The 26,039-nt window shown below is 49.1% G+C and carries 24 protein-coding genes and 1 tRNA gene; 4 read left to right on the plus strand and 21 right to left on the minus strand.

Features of this window, described 5'->3' with window-relative positions; all coding sequences use genetic code 11:
* Window positions 1-4 precede the first annotated feature (4 nt).
* The 21 genes from F3I47_RS09715 to F3I47_RS09815 all read right to left on the minus strand — a co-directional run bounded on the left by F3I47_RS09715 (window position 5) and on the right by F3I47_RS09815 (window position 20,372).
* Window positions 5-1,036 carry a type IV secretion system protein gene (locus tag F3I47_RS09715; protein ID WP_047955817.1) on the minus strand — a complete coding sequence of 344 codons (1,032 nt, stop codon included), beginning with the start codon at window positions 1,034-1,036 and terminating at the stop codon, window positions 5-7.
* 71 nt (window positions 1,037-1,107) lie between these two features.
* Window positions 1,108-1,383: an EexN family lipoprotein gene (locus F3I47_RS09720; RefSeq protein ID WP_047955816.1), complete on the minus strand. Its 276-nt coding sequence runs from the start codon at window positions 1,381-1,383 to the stop codon at window positions 1,108-1,110.
* An 11-nt stretch (window positions 1,384-1,394) separates the two neighbouring features.
* Window positions 1,395-2,123, minus strand: coding sequence for a type IV secretion system protein (locus F3I47_RS09725; RefSeq protein WP_047955815.1), 729 nt, complete (start codon window positions 2,121-2,123; stop codon window positions 1,395-1,397).
* Window positions 2,124-2,145: 22 nt separating this feature from the next.
* On the minus strand, window positions 2,146-4,893 hold the full coding sequence (locus F3I47_RS09730; RefSeq protein WP_047955814.1) for a VirB3 family type IV secretion system protein: 2,748 nt from the start codon (window positions 4,891-4,893) through the stop codon (window positions 2,146-2,148).
* 11 nt (window positions 4,894-4,904) lie between these two features.
* Window positions 4,905-5,183 (minus strand): TrbC/VirB2 family protein, encoded by a 279-nt coding sequence (locus F3I47_RS09735; protein ID WP_047955813.1) that lies wholly within the window; start codon window positions 5,181-5,183, stop codon window positions 4,905-4,907.
* Window positions 5,180-5,824 (minus strand): lytic transglycosylase domain-containing protein, encoded by a 645-nt coding sequence (locus F3I47_RS09740; protein WP_047955812.1) that lies wholly within the window; start codon window positions 5,822-5,824, stop codon window positions 5,180-5,182. Before F3I47_RS09740 ends, F3I47_RS09735 begins: the two co-directional genes overlap by 4 nt.
* A 72-nt stretch (window positions 5,825-5,896) precedes the next feature.
* A complete protein-coding gene (locus F3I47_RS09745; protein ID WP_047955811.1) occupies window positions 5,897-6,118 on the minus strand; it encodes a hypothetical protein in 222 nt (73 codons plus the stop codon).
* A 395-nt stretch (window positions 6,119-6,513) separates the two neighbouring features.
* A complete protein-coding gene (locus F3I47_RS09750) occupies window positions 6,514-6,723 on the minus strand; it encodes a TraR/DksA family transcriptional regulator (RefSeq protein ID WP_047955810.1) in 210 nt (69 codons plus the stop codon).
* Window positions 6,713-7,300: a DUF2857 domain-containing protein gene (locus tag F3I47_RS09755; RefSeq protein WP_047955809.1), complete on the minus strand. Its 588-nt coding sequence runs from the start codon at window positions 7,298-7,300 to the stop codon at window positions 6,713-6,715. Before F3I47_RS09755 ends, F3I47_RS09750 begins: the two co-directional genes overlap by 11 nt.
* A gap of 53 nt (window positions 7,301-7,353) precedes the next feature.
* Window positions 7,354-7,548, minus strand: coding sequence for an AlpA family transcriptional regulator (locus F3I47_RS09760; RefSeq protein ID WP_041165340.1), 195 nt, complete (start codon window positions 7,546-7,548; stop codon window positions 7,354-7,356).
* A gap of 349 nt (window positions 7,549-7,897) precedes the next feature.
* On the minus strand, window positions 7,898-8,815 hold the full coding sequence (locus F3I47_RS09765; protein ID WP_047955808.1) for a hypothetical protein: 918 nt from the start codon (window positions 8,813-8,815) through the stop codon (window positions 7,898-7,900).
* Between the two features lie 259 nt (window positions 8,816-9,074).
* On the minus strand, window positions 9,075-10,259 hold the full coding sequence (locus F3I47_RS09770; protein WP_047955807.1) for an MFS transporter: 1,185 nt from the start codon (window positions 10,257-10,259) through the stop codon (window positions 9,075-9,077).
* Window positions 10,256-11,491 (minus strand): acetyl-CoA carboxylase biotin carboxylase subunit family protein, encoded by a 1,236-nt coding sequence (locus F3I47_RS09775; RefSeq protein ID WP_047955806.1) that lies wholly within the window; start codon window positions 11,489-11,491, stop codon window positions 10,256-10,258. Before F3I47_RS09775 ends, F3I47_RS09770 begins: the two co-directional genes overlap by 4 nt.
* Before the next feature lie 49 nt (window positions 11,492-11,540).
* A complete protein-coding gene (locus F3I47_RS09780; protein WP_047955805.1) occupies window positions 11,541-12,896 on the minus strand; it encodes an FAD-binding oxidoreductase in 1,356 nt (451 codons plus the stop codon).
* A 45-nt stretch (window positions 12,897-12,941) separates the two neighbouring features.
* Window positions 12,942-13,994, minus strand: a complete 1,053-nt coding sequence (locus F3I47_RS09785) for a hypothetical protein (RefSeq protein ID WP_047955804.1) — start codon at window positions 13,992-13,994, stop codon at window positions 12,942-12,944.
* A gap of 8 nt (window positions 13,995-14,002) precedes the next feature.
* Window positions 14,003-14,725 (minus strand): alanyl-tRNA editing protein, encoded by a 723-nt coding sequence (locus F3I47_RS09790; RefSeq protein ID WP_223813098.1) that lies wholly within the window; start codon window positions 14,723-14,725, stop codon window positions 14,003-14,005.
* A 71-nt stretch (window positions 14,726-14,796) separates the two neighbouring features.
* On the minus strand, window positions 14,797-15,849 hold the full coding sequence (locus F3I47_RS09795) for a histidinol-phosphate transaminase (RefSeq protein ID WP_047955802.1): 1,053 nt from the start codon (window positions 15,847-15,849) through the stop codon (window positions 14,797-14,799).
* Window positions 15,846-17,429, minus strand: a complete 1,584-nt coding sequence (locus tag F3I47_RS09800; protein ID WP_080346973.1) for a phenylalanine aminomutase (D-beta-phenylalanine forming) — start codon at window positions 17,427-17,429, stop codon at window positions 15,846-15,848. Before F3I47_RS09800 ends, F3I47_RS09795 begins: the two co-directional genes overlap by 4 nt.
* A 26-nt stretch (window positions 17,430-17,455) precedes the next feature.
* Window positions 17,456-18,463, minus strand: a complete 1,008-nt coding sequence (locus F3I47_RS09805) for a TauD/TfdA family dioxygenase (protein ID WP_047955801.1) — start codon at window positions 18,461-18,463, stop codon at window positions 17,456-17,458.
* Window positions 18,464-18,884: 421 nt separating this feature from the next.
* On the minus strand, window positions 18,885-20,135 hold the full coding sequence (locus tag F3I47_RS09810) for an integrase arm-type DNA-binding domain-containing protein (protein ID WP_047955800.1): 1,251 nt from the start codon (window positions 20,133-20,135) through the stop codon (window positions 18,885-18,887).
* Window positions 20,136-20,296: 161 nt separating this feature from the next.
* Window positions 20,297-20,372, minus strand: a tRNA-Asn gene (locus F3I47_RS09815).
* Between the two features lie 505 nt (window positions 20,373-20,877).
* On the opposite strand from F3I47_RS09815, the gene F3I47_RS09820 reads away from it, so the two are divergent.
* The 4 genes from F3I47_RS09820 (at window position 20,878) to nac (ending at window position 25,737) form a co-directional block, all read left to right on the plus strand.
* Complete coding sequence (locus F3I47_RS09820; RefSeq protein ID WP_150041077.1) at window positions 20,878-21,801, plus strand: sugar ABC transporter substrate-binding protein; 924 nt, start codon at window positions 20,878-20,880, stop codon at window positions 21,799-21,801.
* A gap of 32 nt (window positions 21,802-21,833) precedes the next feature.
* On the plus strand, window positions 21,834-23,318 hold the full coding sequence (locus F3I47_RS09825) for a sugar ABC transporter ATP-binding protein (protein ID WP_046102148.1): 1,485 nt from the start codon (window positions 21,834-21,836) through the stop codon (window positions 23,316-23,318).
* A gap of 23 nt (window positions 23,319-23,341) precedes the next feature.
* Window positions 23,342-24,367, plus strand: coding sequence for an ABC transporter permease (locus tag F3I47_RS09830; protein ID WP_181161923.1), 1,026 nt, complete (start codon window positions 23,342-23,344; stop codon window positions 24,365-24,367).
* A gap of 452 nt (window positions 24,368-24,819) precedes the next feature.
* Complete coding sequence (nac, locus tag F3I47_RS09835) at window positions 24,820-25,737, plus strand: nitrogen assimilation transcriptional regulator NAC (protein ID WP_009089395.1); 918 nt, start codon at window positions 24,820-24,822, stop codon at window positions 25,735-25,737.
* Window positions 25,738-26,039: the final 302 nt, after the last annotated feature.

A 26,039-nucleotide genomic window follows, 5' to 3' on the forward strand; every position in this document is an offset into this window, starting at 1 on the left:
AGGATTAACGGTGACGTTGCCGGTTCAGGCGTTTCATACTTTCGATGGCGGCGGCGCGTTTCTGCCAGGCGCTCACGGTTTTACCCGCGCCTGCGCCAGTGAGTGTGCCGGTCGCCGCTGCGACGGCCATACCGCCTTTCGCAGCCAGGCGGGCACCACCCTTTATCCCCGGCCCGGCAAGGTCGGCGGATTTGTTCGCCAGTCCGGTCAGACCACTCATGGCCGCCCCCTGTAACACCGCCTGTACAGCGGCTCCGCTGAGGGCGCTGGCGAGCTTCGCCGAGAACCAGACCACCACACCGGCTGCAATCCCGGCCAGCAGGCACTGTGCCGCCAGCGTCACCATGTTGCTGACATTGGATGTCCGGGTCGCTGCATCAAGGATTTTATTCAGGTAATTGATGGCGATACGGATGGATAAGGCGGAAAACATGATCGTTAATATTGCCGCGAAAATCGTTTTCAGCCAGTTATCAAACATCGGCTTAAGAAAACCGTACAGCAGGCAGAAAATAAAGAGCGGCGCGGTGGTCGTCATTAACAGGATGACAATTTCAGCGAGCAGGTTGACAAAGGTGGCAGCCAGTAACAGAACGATCGCGCCGCCCCATACCAGCACTTCGGCAAAGCCACCATTCAGTTTGACGTAAGTCGAGGTGTCCATACTGAACAGTGTCTGCCCCAGTGTCTGTGCCTTTTCCCAGACGGTATCAAGCAGCGCCCAGACGTTATCATTGCCGCTGACACCGTCTTTGAGTCCCTGGATAGCCGCTACCGCCATATCCAGCCAGCCATCCCGGTTTAACGCAAAGGTGGTGATCAGCAACATTCGCCCCACATCCCAGACGACATCTTCAACCGGGGCCCGGAGTTTGCCAGCCAGCGTCTGATAACCGCGATACAGTATAAATAAGGTAAAAGAGCTGACGATGATGACACTGATCATCGTACCGTAACTGGAAGACTGACCTTCCAGTACGGCATTAAGTCCATCCATGATGTTTTTGTCCATACCCACAAAAATACCACCGGACATGGTGCCTCACCTGATATATAAAGAAAGGAAATAGAAAACAGGGAGAATTCCCTGTTTTGCTGGAGGAGATATTACTGTGTGACGGATTTTCTCTTTTCGGCTTCCTGCTGAAAGATTATCTCAAATTTTTCTTTTATTCTGGGCTTGCCAATTTGAGCGAACATAATGGCAGCCCGTTGAGCAAACTCGCAGTTATCGCTTGCCTCGCCATCCTTCAGGCATTGCGTATAAACCGCATAAGTTTCGTCAGGATGTTGCTTATACCAGGCTTCGGATTTGGTTTCCTTGCAGCCGGACAGTAATATCACGCCTGAGAGTGTGCATAAGGTGAATAAGGATCTGAGCACGGATAACCTCCTTATAAATTATTAAGGTCAGCAACAGGTGCCGTTAGCTGCTGCTGTTCAAAGGCTTTCTGTCTTTGCTGTTCCAGCAATGTCGTTCGCTGTTGAGCCTGTCTGACAGACATCTCCCACTGATTCGTCAGCGCATTTAACTGTACGCTTTTCGCCGCGATGGCGTTAGCCAGATCCTGAGACTCTTTCGAGTCCTGCGCATTCGATATACGGTCAGATAAGTCTGATATATCGCTGAGTGTGCTGTTGATCCTGTTTTCAACGTCAGTGGTATTCTCGATCGCCATTGCCTGATTGAGGATTATCTGTTTGCAACTGTCGGCCAGGGCCTGATATTTTATTCCTTCCTGTTCCTCGCTGCATACGCTGAACGATTTGTATTTACTGTAAAGGTGTTGCAGTTCAGAAGAATATGAACTGTTCTGCGTGGTCAGCAGATCATCCAGTGAAATACCGTTCTTACGGAGATTATCAATATCGGTTTTCAGGCTTCGGGCATCACTGAGAAAACTCTGAATATCCCGCACGCCGGTTGCGGTAGCCAGTTGCTTCTTATATGCATCAAGTTCACTTTTATAATGGGTAACTGTATTCTCCCATTGCTGTAATTTCTGCATCCACTGGTTAATGGATTCGGTATTCTGCACGGCGTCGAAAACCGGTATTCCGGCGCTGAAAGCCTGCGTCGAGAAAAATAACGATAATGCCAGAAGGTGATCCCGGGTACGCATTAATATTACCTCCGGTTGGCTTTCAGATTGCCCGCTCAAGGAAAGCGTCTTTCCATTCATCAGGTCGCATACCGTCCTGATAAATGGCATCGAATATTTTCAGGTTGTCCTCACTGCCGCTGAGAAGCCGGGTGAGTTTACCCAGTCCGGACAGATCCATTTTCGCCATTGCCACAAACGGGCGGGTTTCTCCGGCCTGCAACGGTGTTTTCAGGATGACCATATAATGCTCGCCCGGATCAAGGTTTCTGACCGTCTCATAAACGCTGTCCGGCACTTTCATTTTCTCCACGTAATCCGCATGGCTGGCTTTTGGATTGGCGAGGAAAATCTGGGTACCGCATTGCTCAATAATCGCCGGGGCGATGGGGTGTCTGACGATTTCATCCGGTGACTGTGTTGCCGGGATGAAGATACCGTTCAGCTTGCGGATGACCTTCAGCATATTGAGCGAGAAGCGGGAAAATTCGACATCGGCCAGCCAGCGCCAGAACTCATCCATAAACATCACCAGGCGGCGACCATCCAGCAGGCTGGTCACGCGATACAGCAGGTAAAAGGTCACGGGGCCGCGAATATCGTCATCATCCAGAAATTCGGTGCCGTCGATACCAAAGTTATCGACATCGCTGATGGTGAAAGTATCAGCCTCGTTATCAAACACCCAGCCGAACTCGCCCCCCTGCGCCCACTGTTTCAGGCGAATACGCAGCCCGTTTGTGCGGGCATCTGCAGTCGGCGGCTCTGGCAGCATTTCCAGCAGCCGGGTGATCCCGAACCGGCGGTACTCCGGCGGGTAGTCCAGCATGATGGTGTCAACGGCGGCATTGATCCGCTCCTCATCGCGCGGATCGAGCGGCTTACCGTTGCGGCGGCACAGCATGCGCACCAGACGTTTAATGAAACTGATGTTCCGGCGGGTTGGCTCCAGCGTAAACGGGTTGAAGCCGGTGGGCTCGCCGGTACGGATGCGGAAATAACGCCCGCCCGCCTGGCGGATCGCCATCTCCGCCGCCCGATCCTTATCGAAATACACTGTGGTCAGCCGTTTGATGGTGGCAGAAGGCGCAAACGTCGCCGGGTTGCGGTACTTCTGCATCAGTTGTTGCATGACCGTCATCAGCAGGGTTTTGCCGGAGCCGGTTTTCCCGATAATCGCCGTATTCCCTGGCGTTTTCTCACCGGTATCATCCCGCCCGGCCTGGCTGTCGTGAAGGTTCAGGTAATACCCGCCACCGCCGGGAGATGTGAGGATGGCGATGGCTTCCCCCCACGGATTGCCGCTGCGTTTGTGGGGATGGAAGTTATGCAGGCAGGCCATATCGGCAAAATTCTGGCTGCTGACGGCCACCAGTCGGGGACGCAGCGTATAGACGCCCGGCAGTTGCGCCAGATATGCGGCGGGCAGTGACAGGGTGGAGAGCGTCGTCATAATACCCAGATCGGCGAAGGGCTGGGCCAGAACGTTAGTGTCCTTCACCACCTGTCCGGGACTTTCTGAGGAGATCAGCAGGGAAAAGTGGAATTTACCGCACGACACATGCCCGGACTGCAGCAGGTCGCGCAGGACAATCAGCTCTTCGCGCTGGGAAATCGCGTCGTCGTCCGCTGAGTTCAGCCGTTTTTCCGCCAGCCGGATATGATGCTGCGCCTCATCCCGTGCCATGCAGGTAAAGGACTGCGTCAGAACATACTCGCTTTCGGCGTACAGCAGCGCATCCAGCATACCGGTATGGGTTTCCGGGGAATAATCCTTAATCTCAAGGCTGCGGAAGAAGCGGGAACCGCTGACCGTCTGGCATTCACCGGTGTCGGTGGTGAAAAACACGTCCGGCGTGCTTAACGTTTCATAAAACGGCGAGCGCGTTACGGCCACTTTCTGCCACTGGCCGGTGATCAGGCGGTGGAAGAACGCCATTTGCGAGGAATATACCCGCCCGTTTTCTTCATATATCCCCAGCGGCATTGCCATATAGCGGGATAATGAAGATTCCAGTGCTTCGCGGTATTCCAGCATGATTTTGAGCGCGTCATCCAGTGCTGCCAGGCGTTTACCGTGCGACTGCGCTTTCATGGTTTTCTTCTCAATCTGAGAGAACGGCGCGTAGCAGACGGTGAAAAAGAGCCGGTGCCGCCAGAACGGTTTTTCTTTTACCGGCTGGTAATACCGACGTGTTACCTCATCGGAAAAGGGAATGCCGGAATCCGCCTCAAAGACATCATGATATTTTTCACGGAGCCGGTGAATATAGAATGTTACCGGCAGCCCCTCATACGAACGAATAACGTTATTCAGGTGCGTGGCCATCAGGGTCAGGAGATGTTCGTCTTCACATTCAAAGACTGTGCCGCCCAGCTCCCAGGTGGCAACCAAATCACGGTGACGATTTCTGATGACGTAGGGGTGAATATGGGAGGAATACGGAATATATTTATCCAGCGTAATACGCTCGTTTAATTTCATTTTCTGAATAAACTCCGAGACATCAACGTTATCGTACTGGTTTGCCAGCAGGGCATTCGCGCCAAAATGGGTATTGGTGAAAAGTCGTCCACGGGTTTTAAACGCCAGCCAGAGCAGACTGAAATAATGAATATCCTTTCGGGCTTTGTTTTTCATTTCCGCCCAGGCAGGAATGAGCAGAACCGCCAGGTAATAGCTGACATAGACCGCCAGCAGGACGATGGCCCCGCTGACGAGAACGAACGGCACCAGAGGAATACCCATAATGGCGGCAGGCCGCGTCAGTGCTTTATTCAGCGTAGCCATCGTTGCCTCTCTTATGACGCCCAGTAGGCACCGAAGCCGGACGCGCCGACAATCAGGATCGCGCCGATGATGACGTTACGCATGTCGTGCAGGCTCTTGCCGTCGAACAGCACCTTGTAGCCCACCCACATGGTCGCCAGCGTGATGGTGACGGCGGCCAGTCCCAGCAGGCCGGTCGAGGTATTGCTCAGTGTTTCATTGGCCTTGTTAAAACCACTGTCCGCCGCCAGCACCGGGGAAGACAGCAGCACGGAAACAACAGCGTAGTAACGGCGTTTATGCATGATCATTTCTCCTCATCAGGGATAACAGGGATAGCGCCGCGAATGACGGAACCGGGATAATGCAGGGAAGTCAGGATCGGCGCAGTGGCACCGGCTGGCTCGTCGCGCAGCACAACGGCGGGATAGCGGACAGGCGGTTGCGCGTTCCGGTCAGGGTCACGCTGCCGGTCTTCCCGGGTGGACGGGACGACATAGCCAATGCGCTGCACGTAGCTGGTCTGGTTAAAGGCCGATTCCGGTCGCTGGCCGGTTTCAAAGTTGCCGGAGTAGTAACAACTGAGCGCCCGTTTCAGTGTTCCGCCGCGCCGGTAACAGTCGGCGAGAATGCGCTCAAATACCGACAGATTGATGCAAGGGTTAAGCAGGTCGCTGGCCGTGACGCCGTAATGGCGGAAATTGGTGCTGGTGATTTGCATCAGGCCGACCGAATAGCGTCGGCCCTGTGCAGCCAGCTGTCTGGTGAGGTGGATCGCCTCCGGCAGGCTCGTGGGGAAATGTGAAATCACGCCCCGGCTGTCTGGCAGAGTTTCAGCAATGGCGTAAGGGTGGAAACCGGATTCGACCCGTGCGACATCAAGTGACGTGGCCGGGTGAATACTGGCGGCGCACTGCACCGCCAGTGCCAGAAAGGCAGTGGTGGAAAGCATGCTGGCCTCGTAACAGAGAGAACGGCGGCTTATAGAAAAGTACGCCGCCGGTGGAGAAGAAGAGAAAATGGATTAAGCGGCAGAGGCATCCTGTGAAATGTCGCTTTCTTCTCTCGGTTCGAGCAGCACCAGCCTGCCGGAAACCGCAATACCGGGTATCAACACGATATTCAGGCCGGGCTTGCAGTTATGCGCGAAGGCAACGCCAACTTTTGTCCAGTACGTGTTTTTTTCACCCTGTGCATCGGGCTGACTTTCCTGGGTGACAAATACGTGATAAATGGGTTTTCGCATGAAGTCTCCTCTAATAAAAACATCGATGAGTTAAATAAATGTCACATCCCAATTCTGCATTCCGGTTTTAACGGGGCAGCGAGAACATTCAGCGGCACCCTGAATTGTGGTCACGTGACAGCCCGATCCATTTTTTTAAAGAGCAATACCCGGCCCGGACGAATTAACGTCTATCTTGGCAACCATGCTGTAATGGCAATTTCAGGATCGGATATTTATCGCAGGATATAAACGACAAACTCAAAATAAAAAGAAGAGAGATTAATAAGTGGGGAATTTAAGATGCTATGAGAAGGATAAAAGTATAAAAAAGAAAATAGAGACTCATTTAAATTTAATGAGAATGATAAGGACGTGCAGAGAAATAATATCTTCGCACGTCATTGTTGCCATGATTAACGTCTACGGCGCTCAAGTTTTTCCTGACATTCCGTACAGGTGGTTACGCCCGGCAATGTCTGTCGTCGCTTTTCAGGAATGGGTTTACCGCATACACGACAGTGGAGTAATGACGGTTCTAACCCAGGTTTAAAACGATTCTGTTCAATCATCTCCTCTAGTCGCTGTTCATTAAATTCCTGATCGCGATCAATCTCATCCGGCATGGGGCACCCTCCTGTTAGCGACGACCTCCTGTTCGCACAGCGTAATACGCTTCCAGACCGTTGTGAGTGACAGTCCTTCGGTCCTTGGCAGCAGGGATTCAGTCACCTTCATCATTGCTATCAGCGCGTCGGGCGATTCCAGGTTGTCCACCCGGCATCGTTGCCATTGCCGCCAGATCTCGGTATCCGTCTCTTCATCTGGCTCAGGTGTGCGCCCATATGGCACGCTGATACCCAGTAACCGTCGGCGAAGGCTGACCTCATTTGACGTCAGGCCAAAATAGCGGTTGAGCAAAGCGATAGAACCACCCAGGCGGATAGCGCGTTTAATCTGCTGTTGTCGCCGATATTCCTGACGTGCCTGTGTCAGTAAATGAGACAGAACATCATGGCTGACAGTAATCGAAATGAAGGGTGCCGCCGTCCGGCTGACAGTAAACAGTTCATCAAGAGATAACTGATCGAGAGCATTTATTTCGTCGAAAGTAAATCCCAGAGCTTCGCAGTGGCGAATATTGCCTTGTTTTAGTGCATGCAGTGCATCGGTCATGATGGCGTAATTAATTGATGGGATCATTCTGTTATCTCCTCAATTTGTTGGGAGGAAAGTTGAGTACATAAACGGATGTTTTAACTACTCTCACGTCTGGATAATTTCCGGTTGATCCATTCATCAAGTTCCGATTCGAGCCATGCCACACTGGCAGGGCCGATTTTAATGGAACGAGGAAAGTCGCCATTTTTCATATATAGGTAGATCTGCGAGCGTTTCAGGCCGGTTTTTTCTTCGACCTGTTTTAAACGTAATAACTGGTGTGTTGTCATTGTCTGCTCCTGCATCAAAATTAACCGAGGTATCCGACAATCATAAAAAACACAGGTAAGAGCGGAGGGAAAGTTTCTGAACCCTTATTAAGGGTTACAATACCCTTATTACGAGTTTTTAGGATGAATGAAATGTCTTAACTTTTGCGTTTAATTGCCAGAGTAGTGGCTTGTCCTTTTTAGTAGATAATCGATTTGATAGTTTGATTATTCTATTAGGTGAGAGATAAGGCAGGTTTGATATGAAAAGAAATGGGATTCGACAGGGAATGAAAAAAATTAGTGGGAGTGTGAGCACGTATTATGAATGGTTTTACAATTGATATGGATATTATTCGGGTATGCCATATTATTTTGAACTCTGATTCGGGGATCCGCGTTCAAGCGCTCTTTTCAGCGTGTCCGCGCTCAGATGATCGGTAATACCATCGACTGATGCCCATTCTTCAAAAATGGGAAGAAGTTTATAGGGATGCCTGAGCAGTGGACTGATCGAATCATTATGTTTGCATGCTAACCAGAATAAGCGTGAGAGAGGTGTGGAAAGCCTACTGGATGAAGTGTGGGTAAAGCGATCTGCATGTGTACCGAGTAATTTATCAAGTTCCTCTTGTCGTATTACAAAGCAGGCATCTTCCGGGAGTTCATAAACAGGAAAATATCCTTTACCGGAAAAATTCATGAATCTGTTTACTGATTCATCCTCATAAATATCTGCAATGATATGCGCCGGTAATCGCGTGATTTGCTGATTAATTCTGTCCTGCCATGTCTTTTTTTCAAAAATCTGATATGATTGGCCTGCCAAAGCAATTGTAATACCATAATTGGCATTATTTGCACCTGTAATAGGTAACGGCATATTTAGAGAATGTGCAAGTAGTCGCTGAATGAGAACGAATTCATGTCCCAGCATACCTATGTTCATGACTAATTGAGCAGGTGAGATATATTCCCCCTCTGTACTGAGAATTAAACCTTTACCATTTAAAAATACATTTCGTTCAAGCATGCAAAGCCGATATGGTAGAGAATCGCCTACTGGGCGTAGTTTTATTTTGTTCACTGAGGAACGAATTTTTCTCAGTATAACAGGTGACTGAAAGTATATCGAAAGTGAAATGTTACCATATAAGGCATGTCGATAAATATCATATTCTGCTATTTTTATATCCCTAAGTTTATTGGTTATTTTTACTGCTTCACGGATGGTAACCCAGGCTGGCTTAGGGAAAAAGGTATTGACTTTACTAACATCATTTTGCATAAAATAAACTCCTTGAATATCACAGAGTAAACATGATATTACTTGCTATGCTTAATAATTTTACTCTTGTAATCTTTGATGTATTTTAAAAAATCGTGTGCCACTGCCTACGGATAAATCAGATTATATACTCAGAAAGTTTTAAGATTGTCATGCATGATGTTCGTAAAGTTAATGATGCCGTTTTCCGCAGCATTCACATACGTTGCGGTAACAACTGTTACCACAATCATTATGTTATAGTGTTGGCCTCGTCTGATTATGAAGAGTCTGCGAAATTTTTATCCGTATCAATACCGATTAAAGGTCGTTTCTGGAGTATTGATAACCATGCTCCAGCTGCTGCAATAAAACAGGTCAAAACTCCCAACAGGAAGGAAATAACACTCAGCTTTCCTGCAATAAGTAACAGCCCTGCTACTGTAGCAGTGGCTTCAGCAGCGCCCCAGACACAGGTCTGTATTGCCATTACAACAGATCGACGTCCTCGCCAGATTCTAACTGCCTGCGCCTGATACAACGGACCACAAATCATTTCTCCGGTTACTATCAGGACGACAACGATATACAGAACGGCTTGCTGCTCAGATGAGAATATTAATAATGCACATCCTGAACCGATACATAAGTTTGAAATAACAACCCGCCATAGTCGGCTTATCCTCTGTGAGAATGAAGTGATATAAACCTGTCCGATAATGATGATAATACTTGATAGAAGAAATAGAGTGCCTACCAGTTCACTGGAAAACTTTTCCACCGCATAGGTCGGCAATACATAATAAAACTGGGCATAGCCAACCATCGTCAGGAAATTAATCACCATAAAAGCGATAATTTGGTGATTACCAGTATCCTCTGATGAATTCGCTGTTTCACTTTTTGTGTCAGCCACCTCAGGATGGGTTGCAGAGGGTAGAGGACGGGTGGCTATTGCGCCCAGTGTCCCAAGTAACAAGGGAAAGGCAACAAACCAGTAACCTGTACCTGAAAGCATGAAGGACGCCAGAAATGGTGCAATACCAGCGCCAGCATTGGCTGCAACGTTTTCATATGAAAGCACACGCTCATGCTCGCCGTCATGGAAAACATGCACGATGTATGAAATTTGCGATATGACTGATACAGAGTTAGTCAGGCCAAATAACGTTGCAAGAACAATCCAGACAAAGATATCAGAAACGCCCATTGCTGCTGCAACGAGCATCAGGAATGCTGATATGGCAACACCCAACAGCGTCAGTGCGATCTCTGCTTTTCGTTCTGTTTTGTCCAGCAGGCGATGGAAAGCGAGCGCGCCTGTACGGTTCGCCACAATAGCAAACCCGACGACGATACCGGCAGCGCTACTGCTGAGTCCCACAACGCTATTAAGCCAGACAGCCATGAAGGGATAAAAAAAGCTCCAGGCCGCAGCTGAGAAAAAGCGAATAATGTATATCATTTGAATACAGGTATCCTGTCCCCATGGTCAGTTTTTACGCGTATCAGGTTGATTTCCTGCTGAACAATGTCGGTGTACCCGGTAAGCATCCCGACCCACGAATAATCCGATACCCCCACAGGCTGGATGCGGCTGCCTGGACTGGCTATCGGGGTATGAATGGATGAAATCGCCGGAACGTCCCATCCACGGATAACCGATTCTTCTGCCAGACCATACCAGTAGCTCAAGGTATTATTGATCTGCGCTGCTTGGTCATATGCGGGGACGGATTCTGCCAGACCTAATGGGAGTAATGCTGCATGCTGCAAAACAGTTGAAGGAGAATATCCATAGGCCAGAGCAACCTGTTCTACGATAGTTGCCCCACCTAAACGTCCCATATTGGCATCAATAAGATATGCTGTCGTATCTGTGGCGATAAATTCACAGTGGAAGAATCCGTTATCAAATCCTGAACGTAAGACAAGATCGTGAATAGCCGCCTGAATTTTTGCATGTACGATGGGCTCAATACCGCAGTCGTTTGGAAAATGGTTTGCCACCTCAGTAAACCGAACTCTTTCACGTCTGGACAACCCTAGGTAAATAGTTTTACCTCCCTGCACAAATCCTTCCATGCTCACTAGCGTTCCTGAACAATATTCTTGGATAATCCAGGGAAGGGTTTCACAGGATTTAGCACCGCTTGCTATTATCGCTGACTTGATCGTATGCGTCGGGTCCCGGTCTGCTTCAATATGCAGTGTGGATGTAGCAAGCGCGCCTGAACCGATCGCTGGTTTCAATATGATCGTATTGTTTTCACGTACCTTAAGCCAAGGTAGAACGAATTTATCTTCGGAAAATGAGATTTGTACCTCTTCCGGAACATGCTCAGGGACGATCTTACCGACCGCATATTTTGACGCCAGCTCAGCAAAGACGGAGGGTGGTCCTCTAAAGTTAAACTCCTCCGCGATTTTGTTGACCATCGGGAATAATTCATCAAAAAAAGTAGTAATGCTGTGGATATTCTGAGTGACATCCGGATTGGCATTCAAATAGTCAGACAGAGCATTATGGTCAGAAAAAAGAGGAATACATTGAACATCACTAATTGCTTGTAGGGCATCGCCACAAAGTGCAGATTTATCAATAGAAAGAATAAGGTCGTGACCTGCATTGCGAATAGCGTCACTAATATATTTCACCGATATCTTGTTTATTCCTACGATTAATATGTATTGCATACTAAATATTCCCGTTTTAGTGTAACCAGAATAGTTCTGCTGAATCCGCTCAATACATTTTTGCTGGATTCATGATATTATGTGGATCCAAAGCAGACTTAATGGCTTTCATCAAATGCAGGGCTGCACCATGCTGCACTGGCATCCATTTTATTTTTCCCTGTCCGACACCGTGCTCGCCACTGATGGTTCCACCATATGACAAAGCTCGTTCAGCCAGACGACTCAGAAATCCCTGTATAACAGGAGTTTCTTCCTCTCCTTCACGGAGCATAAGTAAAAGATGGAAATTACCGTCTCCAACATGCCCTATTAAGGGAGCCTTGAGCCCTGTATTCGCGATATCCGTTTCTGTTGCAGAAATACAAGCACTCAGGCATGACAGAGGGACACAGATATCCGTAGGGATCCCCTGGCAACCTTCATAAAAGGCATGGAATGCCCACCACGCATCATGACGTGCTACCCACAGTGCTTCTCTTTCTTCTGGATGAGAAGAAAGCTGTACTTCCCCCCCGTACCTGTGCACATGTTCTTCAAATAACGCAATATTACCTGGCATTGACAGGCTATTAACGTGTAACTCCACAAACAAATGCGGTTTTTCTGATAATCCCAGTTTTGAATAAGCATTACATGCCCGAACTGCGGAAACATTAAGGAGTTCAATACGTGCAATAGGTAGTGCAGATTTCAAGGTGTCTGTCACAGCCCTGACGGCATTCTCTACTGAGTCAAACGCACAAACACCGGAAAGAATAACTTCAGGGAGTGGATGAAGCTTAACGGTTAACTCACTGAAAATGCCTAGTGTGCCTTCCGAACCAACGGCAAGTGAAAGCAGGTCAAGCCCCATAGCTGATTTCACCGCTCTGGATCCTATGTTTGCTATAGACCCGTCAACCATGACAAGACGGGCAGCCCGGACATTCGTTGCCATCGTGCCATAACGCACTGAGTTTGTTCCTGAGGCACGGGTTGCGGCCATACCGCCAATTGAGGCATTTGCACCTGGGTCAACTGAAAAAAACAACCCTGTTCCCCGGAGAGCTTCATTCAATTGTTCGCGCGTGACACCGGGCTGGATTGTCGCGGTCATATCTTCAATGCTGATGTCCGTAATGGCATTCATTTCAGAGCAATCAATGCATATACCTCCTTGCGGGGCATTGATCTGTCCCTCGATCGAGGTCCGGGCACCACTTGGTATCATGGGCAGTCCTTCAACAGAACAGAACGTCACGATATCCACGATATCCTGCTCATTTCGGACGATCACAACCCCATCGGGAGGACTAAGAGTAATTCCCGTCGGAGCTTGGCAGTACTGTTCTCTGAATGTCGGCTCCGTATGAAAATGATCGCCAAATTTTTCCTGTAATTTTTCGATAACTGATATGTTCATTCATTGCCTCCATTGTAAATATAAAATCAGGTCTTTATGGTGGAACTATTCTGGCTTTTTAAACCCTGATGGTTTTCTGGCAGTTCGACCGTCATATTCTGGTCTGCCTGAAATGATCAATTCCAAAAAATAAGGATGTGCATTCTCATCCTCAAGCTGTCGTCCGGATTTAGTGTGTACCTCAATAGCGGAAAAGAGATCAACAAGTCTGTCCTGTATTTGTTCAATTTCCGGCGATTTAAGCGTAACCATTGCACTAAATTTAAATGTCCCATCTATGTCAAAATATTCACTTTTTTCGGGTTTGGACAGGGATTTCTCAGTTTCATAACACATAAATTTGTCTTTAAGATTAATAGATTCTGGGGTCCTTGGCATTCTGAGTGTCGGTGCAAGGCGAACAAAAGGGGCTTCCTCATGATTTCGTTCTTTTGCTACAAGACTCAAAAATTCGACCACACGAGAATCGAATGCAATGTCAAGTTGATGGCAAACTTGTTTAATTTCAGCCACGGATGCAGTGTCAACCATATATAGATATGTCATAAGCGGCCATAAATCAAAATTGTTCTTAAATCCTCTAATTATTTCATCAGAAATAATAAATTCGCGTTCATATCGACTTAGGCTGAGTGCGCGGCGTAATATTTTGGAATCATGGTCTCTCAGTTCTAGTCTTGAAGACAGATCTCTTGTTTCTATTCCTTTCCCAAATAGCATTTCATGCATATCAGAAGGTAATAAATCCTTAAAATAATGCCAGAAATAATCAAAGCTTGATTTGCTTGATGTTTCTATACCAAGAGAGTTGTGGAGTTCTACTGCTGAGTCTATACTGAGATATTTCCTGCCTGCTTCGATATCACGATAATAATTAGCAGAAAAAGGAATATCTATCCCTTCCAGAAATGTCGAAACTTTAAGATGTCCCCTTTCAACACGAAGTTGTGTCAGGAATGAACCAAGAGCATGTTTTTCATCTGTCTTGTTAGACGTTTTACCAGGGAGACTATCTACGTGTTTTGTTTCGTTTTTATCTGTTCTCATACCAGAGGCTACCATCGTTATTTGTTGATTAGATATTGACTCTATAGACATCTACCAGGTTAACCTGAATTATCAGAGAGCCTGAGTGCTATACGCGTCATGTTTTTTTTGATTTTCAACGTGGAAAATATCATCCCGATCTCTTTTGTATCTTTTACATGTGTACCTCCACAAGGAATTGACCATCGTCCACACTTCCATATCCGAAAGTTATTTCCCTGTTCGGGAACATTTACAGTTTGTATCTCATGTCCCGATGAACAAAATTCATTTAGTTCTGTTGTTGCCTTTTCAAGAATATCTTTATCAATATAGTCAAGAAGTTGATAATGATTCTCTCCGCTTTCATCATTGAGTGGTGAACGAACAGGGTAAGGGATTGAATGGCCTGTTACCTGCTCGAGTATACAATGGATCAGATGTACAGCCGAGTGTATACGCATCTGGTGATATCGCAGATCCCAATCAAGAATAGCAGTCACTTGCTGACCTGCCTGCTTTTTCAGCAAGTCAAAACCGATCTCATTAATATCAAGATAGTGTCTGATCTCTTCATCTTTTCGTTTTGTTGTGAGAACACCGATTTTTTGTTGTGATGTCAGCATATCCGGTAAAACAAGATAACCTCTGTCACCCAATTGCCCACCACCCTGTGGGTAAAAAATGGTCGGACTGAGGACACAATAGGGAGAATTTGACTCATCAAGGTTAACATGAAGGAGTCGCGTTTGGGTTTGACTTAGATAGGGGGCTGTATGGTATAGCCCAGGTACTTTATTCATATTCTTAAACCTCAATTGAATAGATACTTTTAATTATTTATTTGAATGAATGTAAATAACCTTGGCAGAATCTATGCTTTTAGTTCTTTCTCTAAAACAAAGAGTAACTTTTCCATTTGTTCCCGGGGTCCGAATGAAATTCTCAGGCAATGATCCAAAGAATAATCGGTCAGCCTGGCTATAAGGAAACCTTCACTGTTAAGACTGTTCTGGATCTCCCGGCTGCGTTCTTCACTGTCAAATTCAACAAAGACGAAATTGACATATTGGGCACTGGCTTTGACTCCGTAATCTTCAAATAAATCTACCAGTTTTCTTCCCCAGCTAAGACAATATTCTGTTGTTTTGAAAAGATGCTCACGATCCTGTAGTGCATGTTCACCAGCAAGAGCAGATAAAGCACTGACATTGTAAGGCGCCCGGCGAGCTTCCAGTTGTGGATACAGATCTGTGCTGACGTAAGCCCAGCCAAGACGCAATCCGGCAAGTCCATACGCTTTTGAAAATGTTCGTAAGCATATTGAGTTAACGCGTTTATGAACTATTTGAATACCTGCCGTATTTTCGATATCAGGTGTAAATTCTGCGTAGGCCTCATCAATGATAATGGTCGTTTCTGGCGGTATGGTTTCAACTAAAGATATCATTTCTGAAGGTGCAATATAGTGACCCAAAGGATTAGAAGGATTAACTAGGACCAGAATGTCAGGTTTATGACTGACCGCCTCTTTTAAATCCTCAGGGAGGATGCGCCCACTTTTCACTGGGATCTCACTGTATAAGGCTCCGAGAATATCAGTTCTCTTTTTGTACATCATAAAACTGTGACGAGGAGCGGTAAGCCGTGCACCCGGTTTCAGCAGACTACGCAGTGTGATATCAATCAGTTCGTCAGAGCCATTACCCGTGATGATCTGTTCCGGATTAATATTCCAGCGTTCTCCAATTGCTGCTCTCAGTGCATTGTAGGTGGGATCGGGATACAGGCTCAGCAAAGACAGATCATATTGTCCTGTTTGTATTATGTCTGGTGAACCCAACGGATTTTCATTGGCGTGCAGGCGGATGGAAGCATTATTATTTGCTCCCTCAACACATTCCCGGATTTTTTTAGAGAACATCATGAGTGGCCTCCAAGTATCCGGGATACGAGTTCTTCCAGATAAGGTGTTATTGACTCGTCATGGTCCAGATAAGGGACTGACTCCCTCACTTTTGCGTACCACAGGCGACCTGAATTTCCTAATTTTGTAGCATCCCTGATATCAGCTGCCTGAGCGGCGCAGATCAACTCAAAAGCAATAACATAGCGGGTATTCTGGAGCACCTCCGCCGTCCTGCGAGCAGCAACCAGACCGAAAGAGACTACGTCCTGAAAATCACCTGTTGTTGTTAGTGTTTGTATTGATACAGGTGTAGCCAGAGAACGATTTTCCGCTGTGACAGAAGATGACATAAACTGTCCCCCCATTAAACCAAACCGCAGCCCACCATTTTCTGCACATAGAAAAGAGGGGAGCCCGTTGCTGTTCGCACTGGTCAGCAATCTGTCTATTCGCCGGTCAGATAAGTTACACATGGTAATGATTGCTATCGTCAAATAGTCCATCGCGGCGGATATATACTGTCCGTGAAAATGACCGTTATGGAAAACCTGACCGTTTTCGGGTGTGATAAGGGGGTTATCATTTGACGAATTTAATTCATTACTCACTATTCGTTCCACAAATTCTATTGTCTCCAAAACCGGGCCAAGTATCTGTGGTGTGCAGCGAATTGAATAGGCATCTTCAATCGGCATATCTTCTTGTTTGATGCTATTCGTAAGCCTGCTTCCGAGTTCTGATGAAAGCTGTATATCATCAACCGCCAGCCTTGTTCCCTGGAGGTTATTCCATATCATCTCTGCAATTTTTTGCTGGCCTGTATGCGGTTTTAGTTGATGAACGTCGGGATGAAATGGCCGAATCCGGGCAAGAAGCGTTTCTGAGGCAAAGGCGGAGATTGACGCATATTGTTCAAGAAGTGACCTGGTTTCGATGACATTCAGGGCGGCAAGCGCAACCATGCAGGAGGTGCCGTTGATGAGTGCCAGCCCTTCCTTATAACTTAGCTCAAGCGGTGCGAGCCCCAGCTGGTGCAGAATATCTTCTGCAGCCAAGCGTTCACCATTGAACCAGGCATTGCCCTCACCAGTGAGCATACGGGCCATGGCTGCCAGTGGCCCCAGATCTCCGCTGGTGCCCAATGACCCTTTACGTGGTATCTCAGGAATCAGACCAGCGTTGTAGATTGCGATAAATCGATCGAAATTTTCCAGAGATAATGCTGAGTTGCCGCGAGAAAGTGAGATAATTCGGGCGAACATAGTTGCCCGGCAAATTATATCTGAAAATCTTTCACCAACATTTGTCGCAACACCACGGATAAGGTTTTTTTGTAATTCTTCAGCCCTTTCGAGCGGAACGAGATGATCGACAAACCCACCCATCCCAGTGTTGACACCATATATAACCGAGCCTTCTTTCACTAATTTTTCAAGGGCTCGTCTTGATGCGGCAATTCTTTCTCTGGTTTCTTCTGAAGCAACTATTTTTTTACTGAACTGAGAGAATTCAATAAAGTCTTTCAGACTGACGTTACGGCCTGGGCTGAGAATGAAGGTATCGCCTGTGGATGTGCTATTATGCTGTGTAATATTCATGACCATTTTCCTTCTGTTTGTTTGAATTAATGTTCAGTCCAGTCGGCAATAATGACGTTAATCTCTCTGTTTCCTGAAAATGCATGCCTGCCATGAGCAAACTGCAGGTTATCGAGCAGCAAAATATCGCCGGTGTTGAGATTCACGTCCTGTTCTAACCCCTTGACCAGATGAAATAAGTTAAGTGTCAGTTCTTCCGGTAGCGGTTCTCCATCGCCGAAACACATGGATTCGAGAAGTTCAGGACAATTCTGAGCAGCTTCTTTTAACTCTTCTTCGTCTTCGTTTCTGGAATCCACCCGTGCCCATTCAATCATCGCAGCAGCACCCCAGAAATGTGCCTGATTGCACCAGATCAACTCATTTTTACGAGGATGCTGACGCACCGGTGAAATACAGTCCTGCCAAAGGATTAAATCATCATTCCACCATTCAAATTCCCAACCCCTGGAGCGGCAGGCAAACTCTGCCTCTTCTTTTGTTTTTGCAGAAAGCGCTTCCTGCCAGCTTTTTTTTATTCCGGGTTTCAGATGAACTCGGTTTTCATCCGGCAGTGTTCTACGCAGTCTGAGGCCGCGTTCTGTCAGAAGTTGTAATGTTGAAGGCTCGACCAGTTTTGTTATTCGGCGCATATCGCCAATGGTAGATTCTCCGCCCTCTGTGGCGGGTTTGACGCAAGAGAAGGCAATGATTTCCGGTGGGTGTTTTACATAGGCCATTTCCTGATGGAGGATGATTGACCATGCCGGAGGCGTTCGGGTTGCCTCCATCACTTTACCTTTTATGGTTGAACGGGGAGATGAACCACCAATGTAATCTCTGGTGCGAAAACCTAGCGCATTCATTATCACTTCAAACACAGCGGGTTCTGCACTTTGCACAACGCCGCGTAGTAGCAACGCTCCGTTATTGAGCACTGCTTCCCGAATATCTGGTGCAGTTTGAGTAAAGAAGTTTTGCGTATCAGTGACCGATAACCCATCAACGGTGAATCCAGACAGTCCACTCTCATTACATTCTTTCAACATCACCATCTTAGTCTCCTTGAGTCTTAAGAAATGTTGATATGTCTGTCTACTAATTAATCGCCATGAATCATCAAAGTCAACAAAAAGATTATTTTTTCTTTTAAAAGAAATAAAATGTACTCAAACATCTTTTATTGATATTTAATTTATTTAAAATCAATAAGATATAAAAAAATAAAACTATTGGAATTATTTTTCATTAGTTTGTTTCTCCAGTTGTCGTTTGCCAGGTTTTTGGGTCCATCGATAGTAAAATCCTGATTAAACTGGGCTTTGCGAATCAATGAGTACCATTAAAGATCAGCTGCTTACTTAAATAATTACCGAGTAAGCTTGAGGGGGGGAGATTGCGGCATGGCAGTATAAAAAAGGCCCATGATTAATACGATAATGGGCCGTTCTGTAAAGCTAAGATATTATGAATATTTTAATTTTTTTCAAAAAGATATGGTGAAATAAAAACCTTTCGATTAATTGCAAGATAATCCGACCACCATTGCATCATCGCTTTTCGAGCATCAAGGTATTCCGCTTTATGTATGTAAGCCGCCCGCACGCTGTTGCGCTCCTGATGGCTCATCTGGCGCTCCACTGCATCCTGCGACCATAAACCGGACTCCATCAGGGCGCTGCATGCCATTGCCCTGAGGCCGTGACCGCAGATATCATGTTTAGTGTCGTAACCCATAAGGCGCAGTGCCTTATTCACGGTGTTTTCACACATCGGTTTATATGGGTTATGGTCGCCGGGGAAGACCAGCTCACCATCACCGGAGATATCTTTAATCCGTTTCAGAATGGCGATGGCCTGTTCTGAGAGGGGTACGATATGAGCAGTGCGCATTTTGGCACCGCGCCCGGAATAACGCACGCCTGCAATGGCTTCGCGTGTGGCGGGTATCGTCCAGGTTCTATTTCTGAAATCTATTTCTGACCAGCGGGCAAAGCGCAGCTCACTGGAGCGAATGAACAGATGCAGCGTCAACAGGACGGCAAGCCGGGTCAGTTCACGGCCTTGATGATATGCCTCAATACGTTCAAGCAGTTCAGGCAGCCGCTCCAGTGGCAGGGCGGGATAATGCCGTCTGACGGGAGGAGCCGTTACGCCGTCAAGGTTTGCCGCCGGGTTGCTGTCGATTAACCCCTGATGAACTGCATGACGCATGATGTTGCTGAGGTGCTGCCGCGTGCGGGACGCAACTTCAAGCAGTCCTTTTTCCTCAATCCCTTTCAGCAGGCCAATGAAATGCCGGGGTTTAAGCTCTGAGACTGACAGGTGGCCGATAACCGGAAATACATGATTGTTCAGGCTGGCAAGCAGACGGTCAGCGGTGTTCTGCGACCATTTTTTATTACTTTTATGCCACGCCAGTGCCACGATTTTAAATACTTTCTCCGATGTGTAGGCTCCGCGTTCAACTGCCCGCTGCTGTGCCGGGTTGATGTTCAGCGCCAGCATCTTACGGATACCTTCGCGCTGCTGGCGGGCATCAGACAGGGAAACGGCAGGATAGGCACCCAGTGCAATGCGGGATTCTTTGCCGTTTATACGATATTTGAGATACCAGTGACGTGAGCCGCCCGGTTTGACAAGAAGATACAGACCGTGAGAATCGGAGACTTTAAAGGATTTATCAGAAGGTTTAAGAGTGCGGATTTTCGCATCGGTAAGGGACATATGGGGGTCACTCCATTATCGAACTAACCTGACCCCAGATTTGACCACCAATTTTTCCCGATGCGGAGGATTAAATCAAAATACACCGGGAAGAATTTTCACGCTAACCTCTTGAATCAGTATCAGATAAAGATTCGCAAGGAGGCATGAAAACAGGAAATTGGCTCCTCTGACTGGACTCGAACCAGTGACATACGGATTAACAGTCCGCCGTTCTACCGACTGAACTACAGAGGAATCGCTTGAACGGGGCGAATATTAGCGGCGCCGATCCCGCTTGTCAAAGCCCTGTTTAACGAAATGCGTTCGGATGCTCGTAAAAGCAGCGGATTGGTGAATTTTTCCCGAATCTGCTGGCTTTTCAAACTGCCAACAGGATCTCACTTTGCGGGCATTTCTCTGCAGATGTTAGAGGCATGTCAAAGTTTTGTTCTTTGCCGATGTCAAAACAGCCGTTTCAGTGCTTTTATGATAAAAATTTCAAAACGAGATTTTATGGAATAAATAAACTGCTTAGCGTTACGGTCGCCACTTTTCCCGGAAACTGAAACGGCAGGTCGGAAGTAACTGTTTGCAGATCAAGTGATTGTGAAAAGGAGTGGTCGATCACAAAAATAGCCAGAAGCCGAAGTCTAACCTCAAAATTCCCGAAACTGACGCCAGACAGGCTGGGTGAATGTAAAAGATATTTTTCATTCGCGGTCACAGCCGCTGAGCAAGTTAACAAATAAGAAGGGTCCCTATGAACATCAAAAAAACGATTGTCGCCTCACTGTTAGCCTGCATGTTACCTGCCGCGGTTATGGCAAAAGATATTTCGGTCGGCGTCTCAATGGCGCTGTTTGATGACAACTTCCTCACCATTCTGCGCACGGCCATGCAGAAAGAGATGCAGAAAGATGGCGTTAAAGGGCAGGTTGAGGATGCAAAAGGCGACGTTTCACAGCAGCTGCAGCAGGTGCAGAACTTTATCGGTCAGGGTGTGGATGCCCTGATCGTCAACCCGGTCGACACCAATGCGGTAAAACCGATTATGGATCAGGCGAGCAAAGCGGGCATCCCGCTGATCTTTGTTAACCGCCGTCCAGGGGCTGAACTCACCGGCAAAATGGCCTATGTGGGGTCCGATTCAGAACTGGCCGGGCGGTTACAGATGGAAGCGCTGGCTAAAGCAATGAACGGCAAAGGCAACGTCGCCATTCTGATGGGGGACCTGGCGAATGAATCGACCCGCGACCGTACCAAAGGTGTGGAAGAAGTCGCCGCTAAATATCCTGGCATCAAAATTGTTCAGAAGCAGACCGCCAAATTTACCCGTAACGACGCGGTGGATGTGGTCAGTAACTGGATGACGGCCGGTGATGAAATCAATGCTATCGCGTCAAACAACGATGAAATGGCAATCGGTGCGCTGCAGGCACTGGGTAAAAACCCGAACAAAATCCTCATTGCTGGCGTCGATGGTACACCGGATGCACTGCAGATGCTGAAGCAGGGCAAGATGGTTGCCACCGTCTTCCAGGATGCGAAGGGGCAGGGCGAAGGGTCAGTGCAGACGGCGATCAAACTGGTGAAAGGCGAACAGGTCCAGAAAATTATCAACATCCCTTACCAGCTGATTACCAAAGAGAACATGGAACAGTTTACCCAGCGTAACCAGAAATAATCGTTCCCGACTCAGCCTGACGGAGGTGATGTATGAACGCGTTTGCGCTTGAAGCCGAAGGCATCAGCAAGTTCTTCCCCGGCGTGAAAGCCCTCGACAACGTCTCGTTGCGGGTGCGTCCGGGAACGGTACATGCCTTGATGGGCGAAAATGGCGCGGGCAAATCCACTTTAATGAAGTGCCTTATCGGGATCTATCGTCCCGATAAGGGCACCATCAAAATTAAAGGGGAGCCGGTGCAGTTTCACGACACCATGGACGCGTTGCGTTCCGGCATTTCGATGATTCACCAGGAGCTTAACCTGGTGCCCTACATGACCGTCGCTGAGAATATCTGGCTGGGCCGCGAGCCGATGAAATTTGGTTTTGTCGATCACGCCCGGCTCAATCAGGTGACACAGGAGCTGCTCAACCGCCTGAATATCCGCCTGAAAGCCGATCGGATGGTGGGTGAACTGAGCATCGCCTCACAGCAGATGGTCGAGATTGCCAGAGCGGTCTCCTGGGACTCGGACGTCGTCATTATGGACGAGCCCACCTCCGCGCTTACGGAAACCGAAGTGGCGCATCTCTTCACCATCATTCGCGACCTGCGCGAGCAGGGCAAAGCGATCATCTATATCAGTCACAAGATGGATGAAATCTTCACCATCACCGATGAGGTCAGCATTTTCCGCGATGGCAGCTGGATCGCCAGCGATCAGACGGAGAAGTACACCCGCCAGTCGTTGATCACCCAGATGGTCGGGCGTGAACTGACCCAGCTGTTTCCGAAATTTAACAGCGCCATTGGCGAAGAGGTGCTGACGGTGCGAAACCTCACCTGCAAAGATCGTTTCACCGATGTCAGCTTCAGCGTGCGGCGCGGAGAGATCCTCGGCGTCGCCGGGCTGGTGGGCGCCGGTCGCAGCGAGGTGATGGAGAGTCTGTTTGGCATGGAGAGCTTCGACAGCGGCGAGATCTTAATTGATGGCGTACCGGTGACGATCGACTCGCCGTCCACCGCGATCGAAAAGGGCATGGCGTTCCTGACCGAAGACCGTAAGAAATCCGGACTCTTTCTGGTGCTCTCGGTGATGGAGAACATGAGCATCGTCAATATGCCGGAATACAGCGGTAAAAGCGGCTTTGTCAGCCATGTGAAGATGGCGCAGGACTGCATGGACCAAATCCGCCGTCTCAATATCAAAACCCCGACCATGGATCAGATCATCAATAACCTCAGCGGCGGGAATCAGCAGAAAGTCCTGATTGCCCGCTGGCTGCTGGCTCAGCCGAAGATTCTGATTCTGGACGAGCCGACCCGTGGCATTGACGTCGGCGCAAAGGCGGAGATTTACCGCTTAATCAGTGAGCTCGCCAACCGTGGCGTGGCGATCATCATGGTCTCCTCTGAACTGCCGGAAATCCTTGGCATGAGCGACCGGGTGATGGTCATGCACGGCGGGCGTATAACCGGCATCCTCGATAAAGAAGAAGCCGATCAGGAAACCATTCTGTCGTTGGCATCCGAATGAGGCGCGAAACCACTATGAGCAATATGAAAGTTACTGCCACCCCGGCAGCCCCGCAGCAACCCTCTTTTTTTGCCAGTCTGCGTCATAAGCTGCCGAAAGATACCGGCATTTTTGTGGTGATGGTGGGGATTGCACTGATTTTTGAAATGTTCGGCTGGTATGTGCGTGACCAGTCTTTCCTGCTCAACACCAACCGCCTGATCCTGATTGTGCTGCAGGTGGCGATTATCGGGATTATTGCCGTCGGCGTGACCCAGGTCATCATTACGACCGGCATCGATCTCTCCTCCGGTTCCGTGATCGCCCTGGCGGCGGTGGTGGCTGCAAGTCTGGCGCAGACTTCCGACAGTCTCTCACCGATGTTCCCGTCACTGGTCAATATGCCCGCGGTCATCCCGGTTGCTGCCGGTATCGGGGTCGGGCTGCTGGCAGGGCTGGTCAACGGGGTGCTGATTACCCGCACCGGTATTCCGCCCTTTATCGCCACGCTGGGTATGATGGTGTCGGCTCGCGGCCTGGCGCAGTACTACACTCAGGGCAATCCGATCAGCTTCCTCTCTGACGGCTTTACCGCGATAGGCCAGGGCGCCATGCCGGTTGTGATTTTCCTGGCGGTCGCGCTGCTGTTCCATATCGCCCTGAAACATACCCGCTACGGCAAATATGTGTATGCCATCGGCGGCAACATGACCTCGGCGAAAGTCTCCGGGATCAACGTTAATAAGTATCTGATCATTGTCTACACCATTGCGGGTGCCCTGTCGGGTCTGGCCGGTGTGGTTCTGGCGGCGCGCGTCAGCAGCGGTCAGTCAAGCATGGGGATGTCCTACGAGCTGGACGCCATTGCCGCAGCCGTTATCGGTGGCAGCAGTCTGATGGGCGGCGTCGGTCGCATCACGGGTACATTGATTGGTGCGGTGATCCTCGGCCTGATTAAAAGCGGATTCACCTTCGTGGGTGTCGATGCCTACATTCAGGACATTATTAAAGGGATCATTATCGTGGCCGCCGTCTCTATCGATATGCATCGCAACCGCAAAAAACGCTGACCGGCAACCGTTGCCCTCTTTAGCGACAGGGAGAGGGCAGCGCCTGCTGTTTATCCATCACGGCGCTTCATGATAAGAAATCCTGCTGATAGCGGTTACATCGTTTTCAGGCCTGTTAAGCCGCGATGCAGGCCAGACAGGCCTTCAGCCGATGTCATGCCCTTTCACTGCACTAAAACTGTACAATCCGTCATCACTTTTCTGCACACCCGCCTCGCAGCAAATGCACTGTCACAGTGCGTCCGGGCGGTCTGGCTTCCCGGCTCAGCCATTCCCGATCCTTATTAACCCCTAAGAGGTAATCAGAAACGCTTATTTTCCGGGCCGTTAGGAAAAATCCCGAGCCTGGTCAGGGAGCGAGATTTAAACCTGGCCTGCATCTTGCAAAATCCCTCTCATCAGGCGAAGGACGCAGATCCTATTCGCTATTCAGGGCTAGTGACGGAGGCAAGATGAATTTAAGACGACTGAAATACTTTGTGAAAATCGTCGATATCGGCAGTCTGACGCAGGCAGCGGAAGTGCTGCATATCGCCCAGCCTGCACTCAGTCAGCAGGTCGCCACGCTGGAGAATGAACTGGATCAGCAGTTACTGATCCGCACCAAGCGGGGCGTCACGCCGACAGAGGCCGGTAAGATTCTCTACGGTCATGCGCGCACCATTCTGCGCCAGTGTGAGCAGGCCCAGACGGCGGTCATCAATGCCGGTCAGATCCTCAGTGGTCAGGTTTCAATTGGTCTGGCACCAGGCACAGCAGCCTCTTCGCTGACGATGCCGCTGCTGCAGACCGTTCGCGATCAGTTTCCTGAAGTCCTGGTCTACCTGCACGAAAACAGCGGTAGCGTACTGAATGAGAAAGTGATGTCCGGTCAGCTGGATATGGCGGTGCTCTACGACCGCGCGCCCACAGCCGGGATCAACAGCATGCCGCTGATGAAAGAGGATCTCTATCTGGTGGGCGCCACCGACTGCCCGGGTGCCAGTGTCGATCTGGCGGATGTGGCCCAGATGAGCCTGTTCCTGCCGCGCGACTACAGTGCGGTGCGTAAGCGGGTTGATGAGGCGTTTTCCCTGCGTCGCCTGAGCGCCCGCATTATCGGTGAGATTGAATCGATTTCTACCCTGACCGCCGCCATTTCCAGCGGCATGGGCGTAACTGTATTACCGGAATCCGCCGCCCGTTCGCTGGTGGGGTCGACGGATGCCTGGATGGCGCGCATCAACAGTCCCTCACTCAGCCTGCCGCTGTCGCTGAACATCTCCGCGCGGTTGCCGCTGTCGCCTTCCGCGCAGGCGGTGAAAAATATCCTGCTGTCGCTGCTGAACACGCCGCTGAACGAGGAGCGGGAGCTGATGTTAGTGAGTTAATACTGGGGGGCCTGCCAGGCGCGGGGCGTTTTCACCTGGCGGTGGGCCGGCTCTGAGTAGGTTTCGCCCGCCAGGCATGAGGGAGTTTCAGCCTGCCCGTGCAGGCGGACGCGTCAAGGGGCGGACGCCCGCCCCTTAACAATCCCGGCGTCCGGCAGCCTCCGCGCCCCGTGTTGCGGGGTGCCTTCGTCACGCCCTGCGGCCGACGGACCGTCCGGACTCGCCATCCCTGGCTCGTGCCGTCCTCTCGCCGACGTCCTGTCGGCTCATCCTGGCCTCCGGTTGCTCCTCAGCGCGCCGGA

Origin of the sequence: Pantoea sp. M_10, assembly GCF_008631515.1 — a bacterium.
GTDB lineage: Bacteria > Pseudomonadota > Gammaproteobacteria > Enterobacterales > Enterobacteriaceae > Pantoea > Pantoea anthophila.

Bases quoted from the DNA above. Each gene is read 5' to 3' on its own strand.
- F3I47_RS09715 (WP_047955817.1), bottom strand. From the start codon at position 1,036: ATGTCCGGTGGTATTTTTGTGGGTATGGACAAAAACATCATGGATGGA.
- F3I47_RS09725 (WP_047955815.1), bottom strand. From the start codon at position 2,123: ATGCGTACCCGGGATCACCTTCTGGCATTATCGTTATTTTTCTCGACG.
- F3I47_RS09730 (WP_047955814.1), bottom strand. From the start codon at position 4,893: ATGGCTACGCTGAATAAAGCACTGACGCGGCCTGCCGCCATTATGGGT.
- F3I47_RS09735 (WP_047955813.1), bottom strand. From the start codon at position 5,183: ATGATCATGCATAAACGCCGTTACTACGCTGTTGTTTCCGTGCTGCTG.
- F3I47_RS09740 (WP_047955812.1), bottom strand. From the start codon at position 5,824: ATGCTTTCCACCACTGCCTTTCTGGCACTGGCGGTGCAGTGCGCCGCC.
- F3I47_RS09745 (WP_047955811.1), bottom strand. From the start codon at position 6,118: ATGCGAAAACCCATTTATCACGTATTTGTCACCCAGGAAAGTCAGCCC.
- F3I47_RS09750 (WP_047955810.1), bottom strand. From the start codon at position 6,723: ATGCCGGATGAGATTGATCGCGATCAGGAATTTAATGAACAGCGACTA.
- F3I47_RS09755 (WP_047955809.1), bottom strand. From the start codon at position 7,300: ATGATCCCATCAATTAATTACGCCATCATGACCGATGCACTGCATGCA.
- F3I47_RS09760 (WP_041165340.1), bottom strand. From the start codon at position 7,548: ATGACAACACACCAGTTATTACGTTTAAAACAGGTCGAAGAAAAAACC.
- F3I47_RS09765 (WP_047955808.1), bottom strand. From the start codon at position 8,815: ATGCAAAATGATGTTAGTAAAGTCAATACCTTTTTCCCTAAGCCAGCC.
- F3I47_RS09770 (WP_047955807.1), bottom strand. From the start codon at position 10,259: ATGATATACATTATTCGCTTTTTCTCAGCTGCGGCCTGGAGCTTTTTT.
- F3I47_RS09775 (WP_047955806.1), bottom strand. From the start codon at position 11,491: ATGCAATACATATTAATCGTAGGAATAAACAAGATATCGGTGAAATAT.
- F3I47_RS09780 (WP_047955805.1), bottom strand. From the start codon at position 12,896: ATGAACATATCAGTTATCGAAAAATTACAGGAAAAATTTGGCGATCAT.
- F3I47_RS09785 (WP_047955804.1), bottom strand. From the start codon at position 13,994: ATGTCTATAGAGTCAATATCTAATCAACAAATAACGATGGTAGCCTCT.
- F3I47_RS09790 (WP_223813098.1), bottom strand. From the start codon at position 14,725: ATGAATAAAGTACCTGGGCTATACCATACAGCCCCCTATCTAAGTCAA.
- F3I47_RS09795 (WP_047955802.1), bottom strand. From the start codon at position 15,849: ATGATGTTCTCTAAAAAAATCCGGGAATGTGTTGAGGGAGCAAATAAT.
- F3I47_RS09800 (WP_080346973.1), bottom strand. From the start codon at position 17,429: ATGAATATTACACAGCATAATAGCACATCCACAGGCGATACCTTCATT.
- F3I47_RS09805 (WP_047955801.1), bottom strand. From the start codon at position 18,463: ATGGTGATGTTGAAAGAATGTAATGAGAGTGGACTGTCTGGATTCACC.
- F3I47_RS09810 (WP_047955800.1), bottom strand. From the start codon at position 20,135: ATGTCCCTTACCGATGCGAAAATCCGCACTCTTAAACCTTCTGATAAA.
- F3I47_RS09820 (WP_150041077.1), top strand. From the start codon at position 20,878: ATGAACATCAAAAAAACGATTGTCGCCTCACTGTTAGCCTGCATGTTA.
- F3I47_RS09825 (WP_046102148.1), top strand. From the start codon at position 21,834: ATGAACGCGTTTGCGCTTGAAGCCGAAGGCATCAGCAAGTTCTTCCCC.
- F3I47_RS09830 (WP_181161923.1), top strand. From the start codon at position 23,342: ATGAAAGTTACTGCCACCCCGGCAGCCCCGCAGCAACCCTCTTTTTTT.
- nac (WP_009089395.1), top strand. From the start codon at position 24,820: ATGAATTTAAGACGACTGAAATACTTTGTGAAAATCGTCGATATCGGC.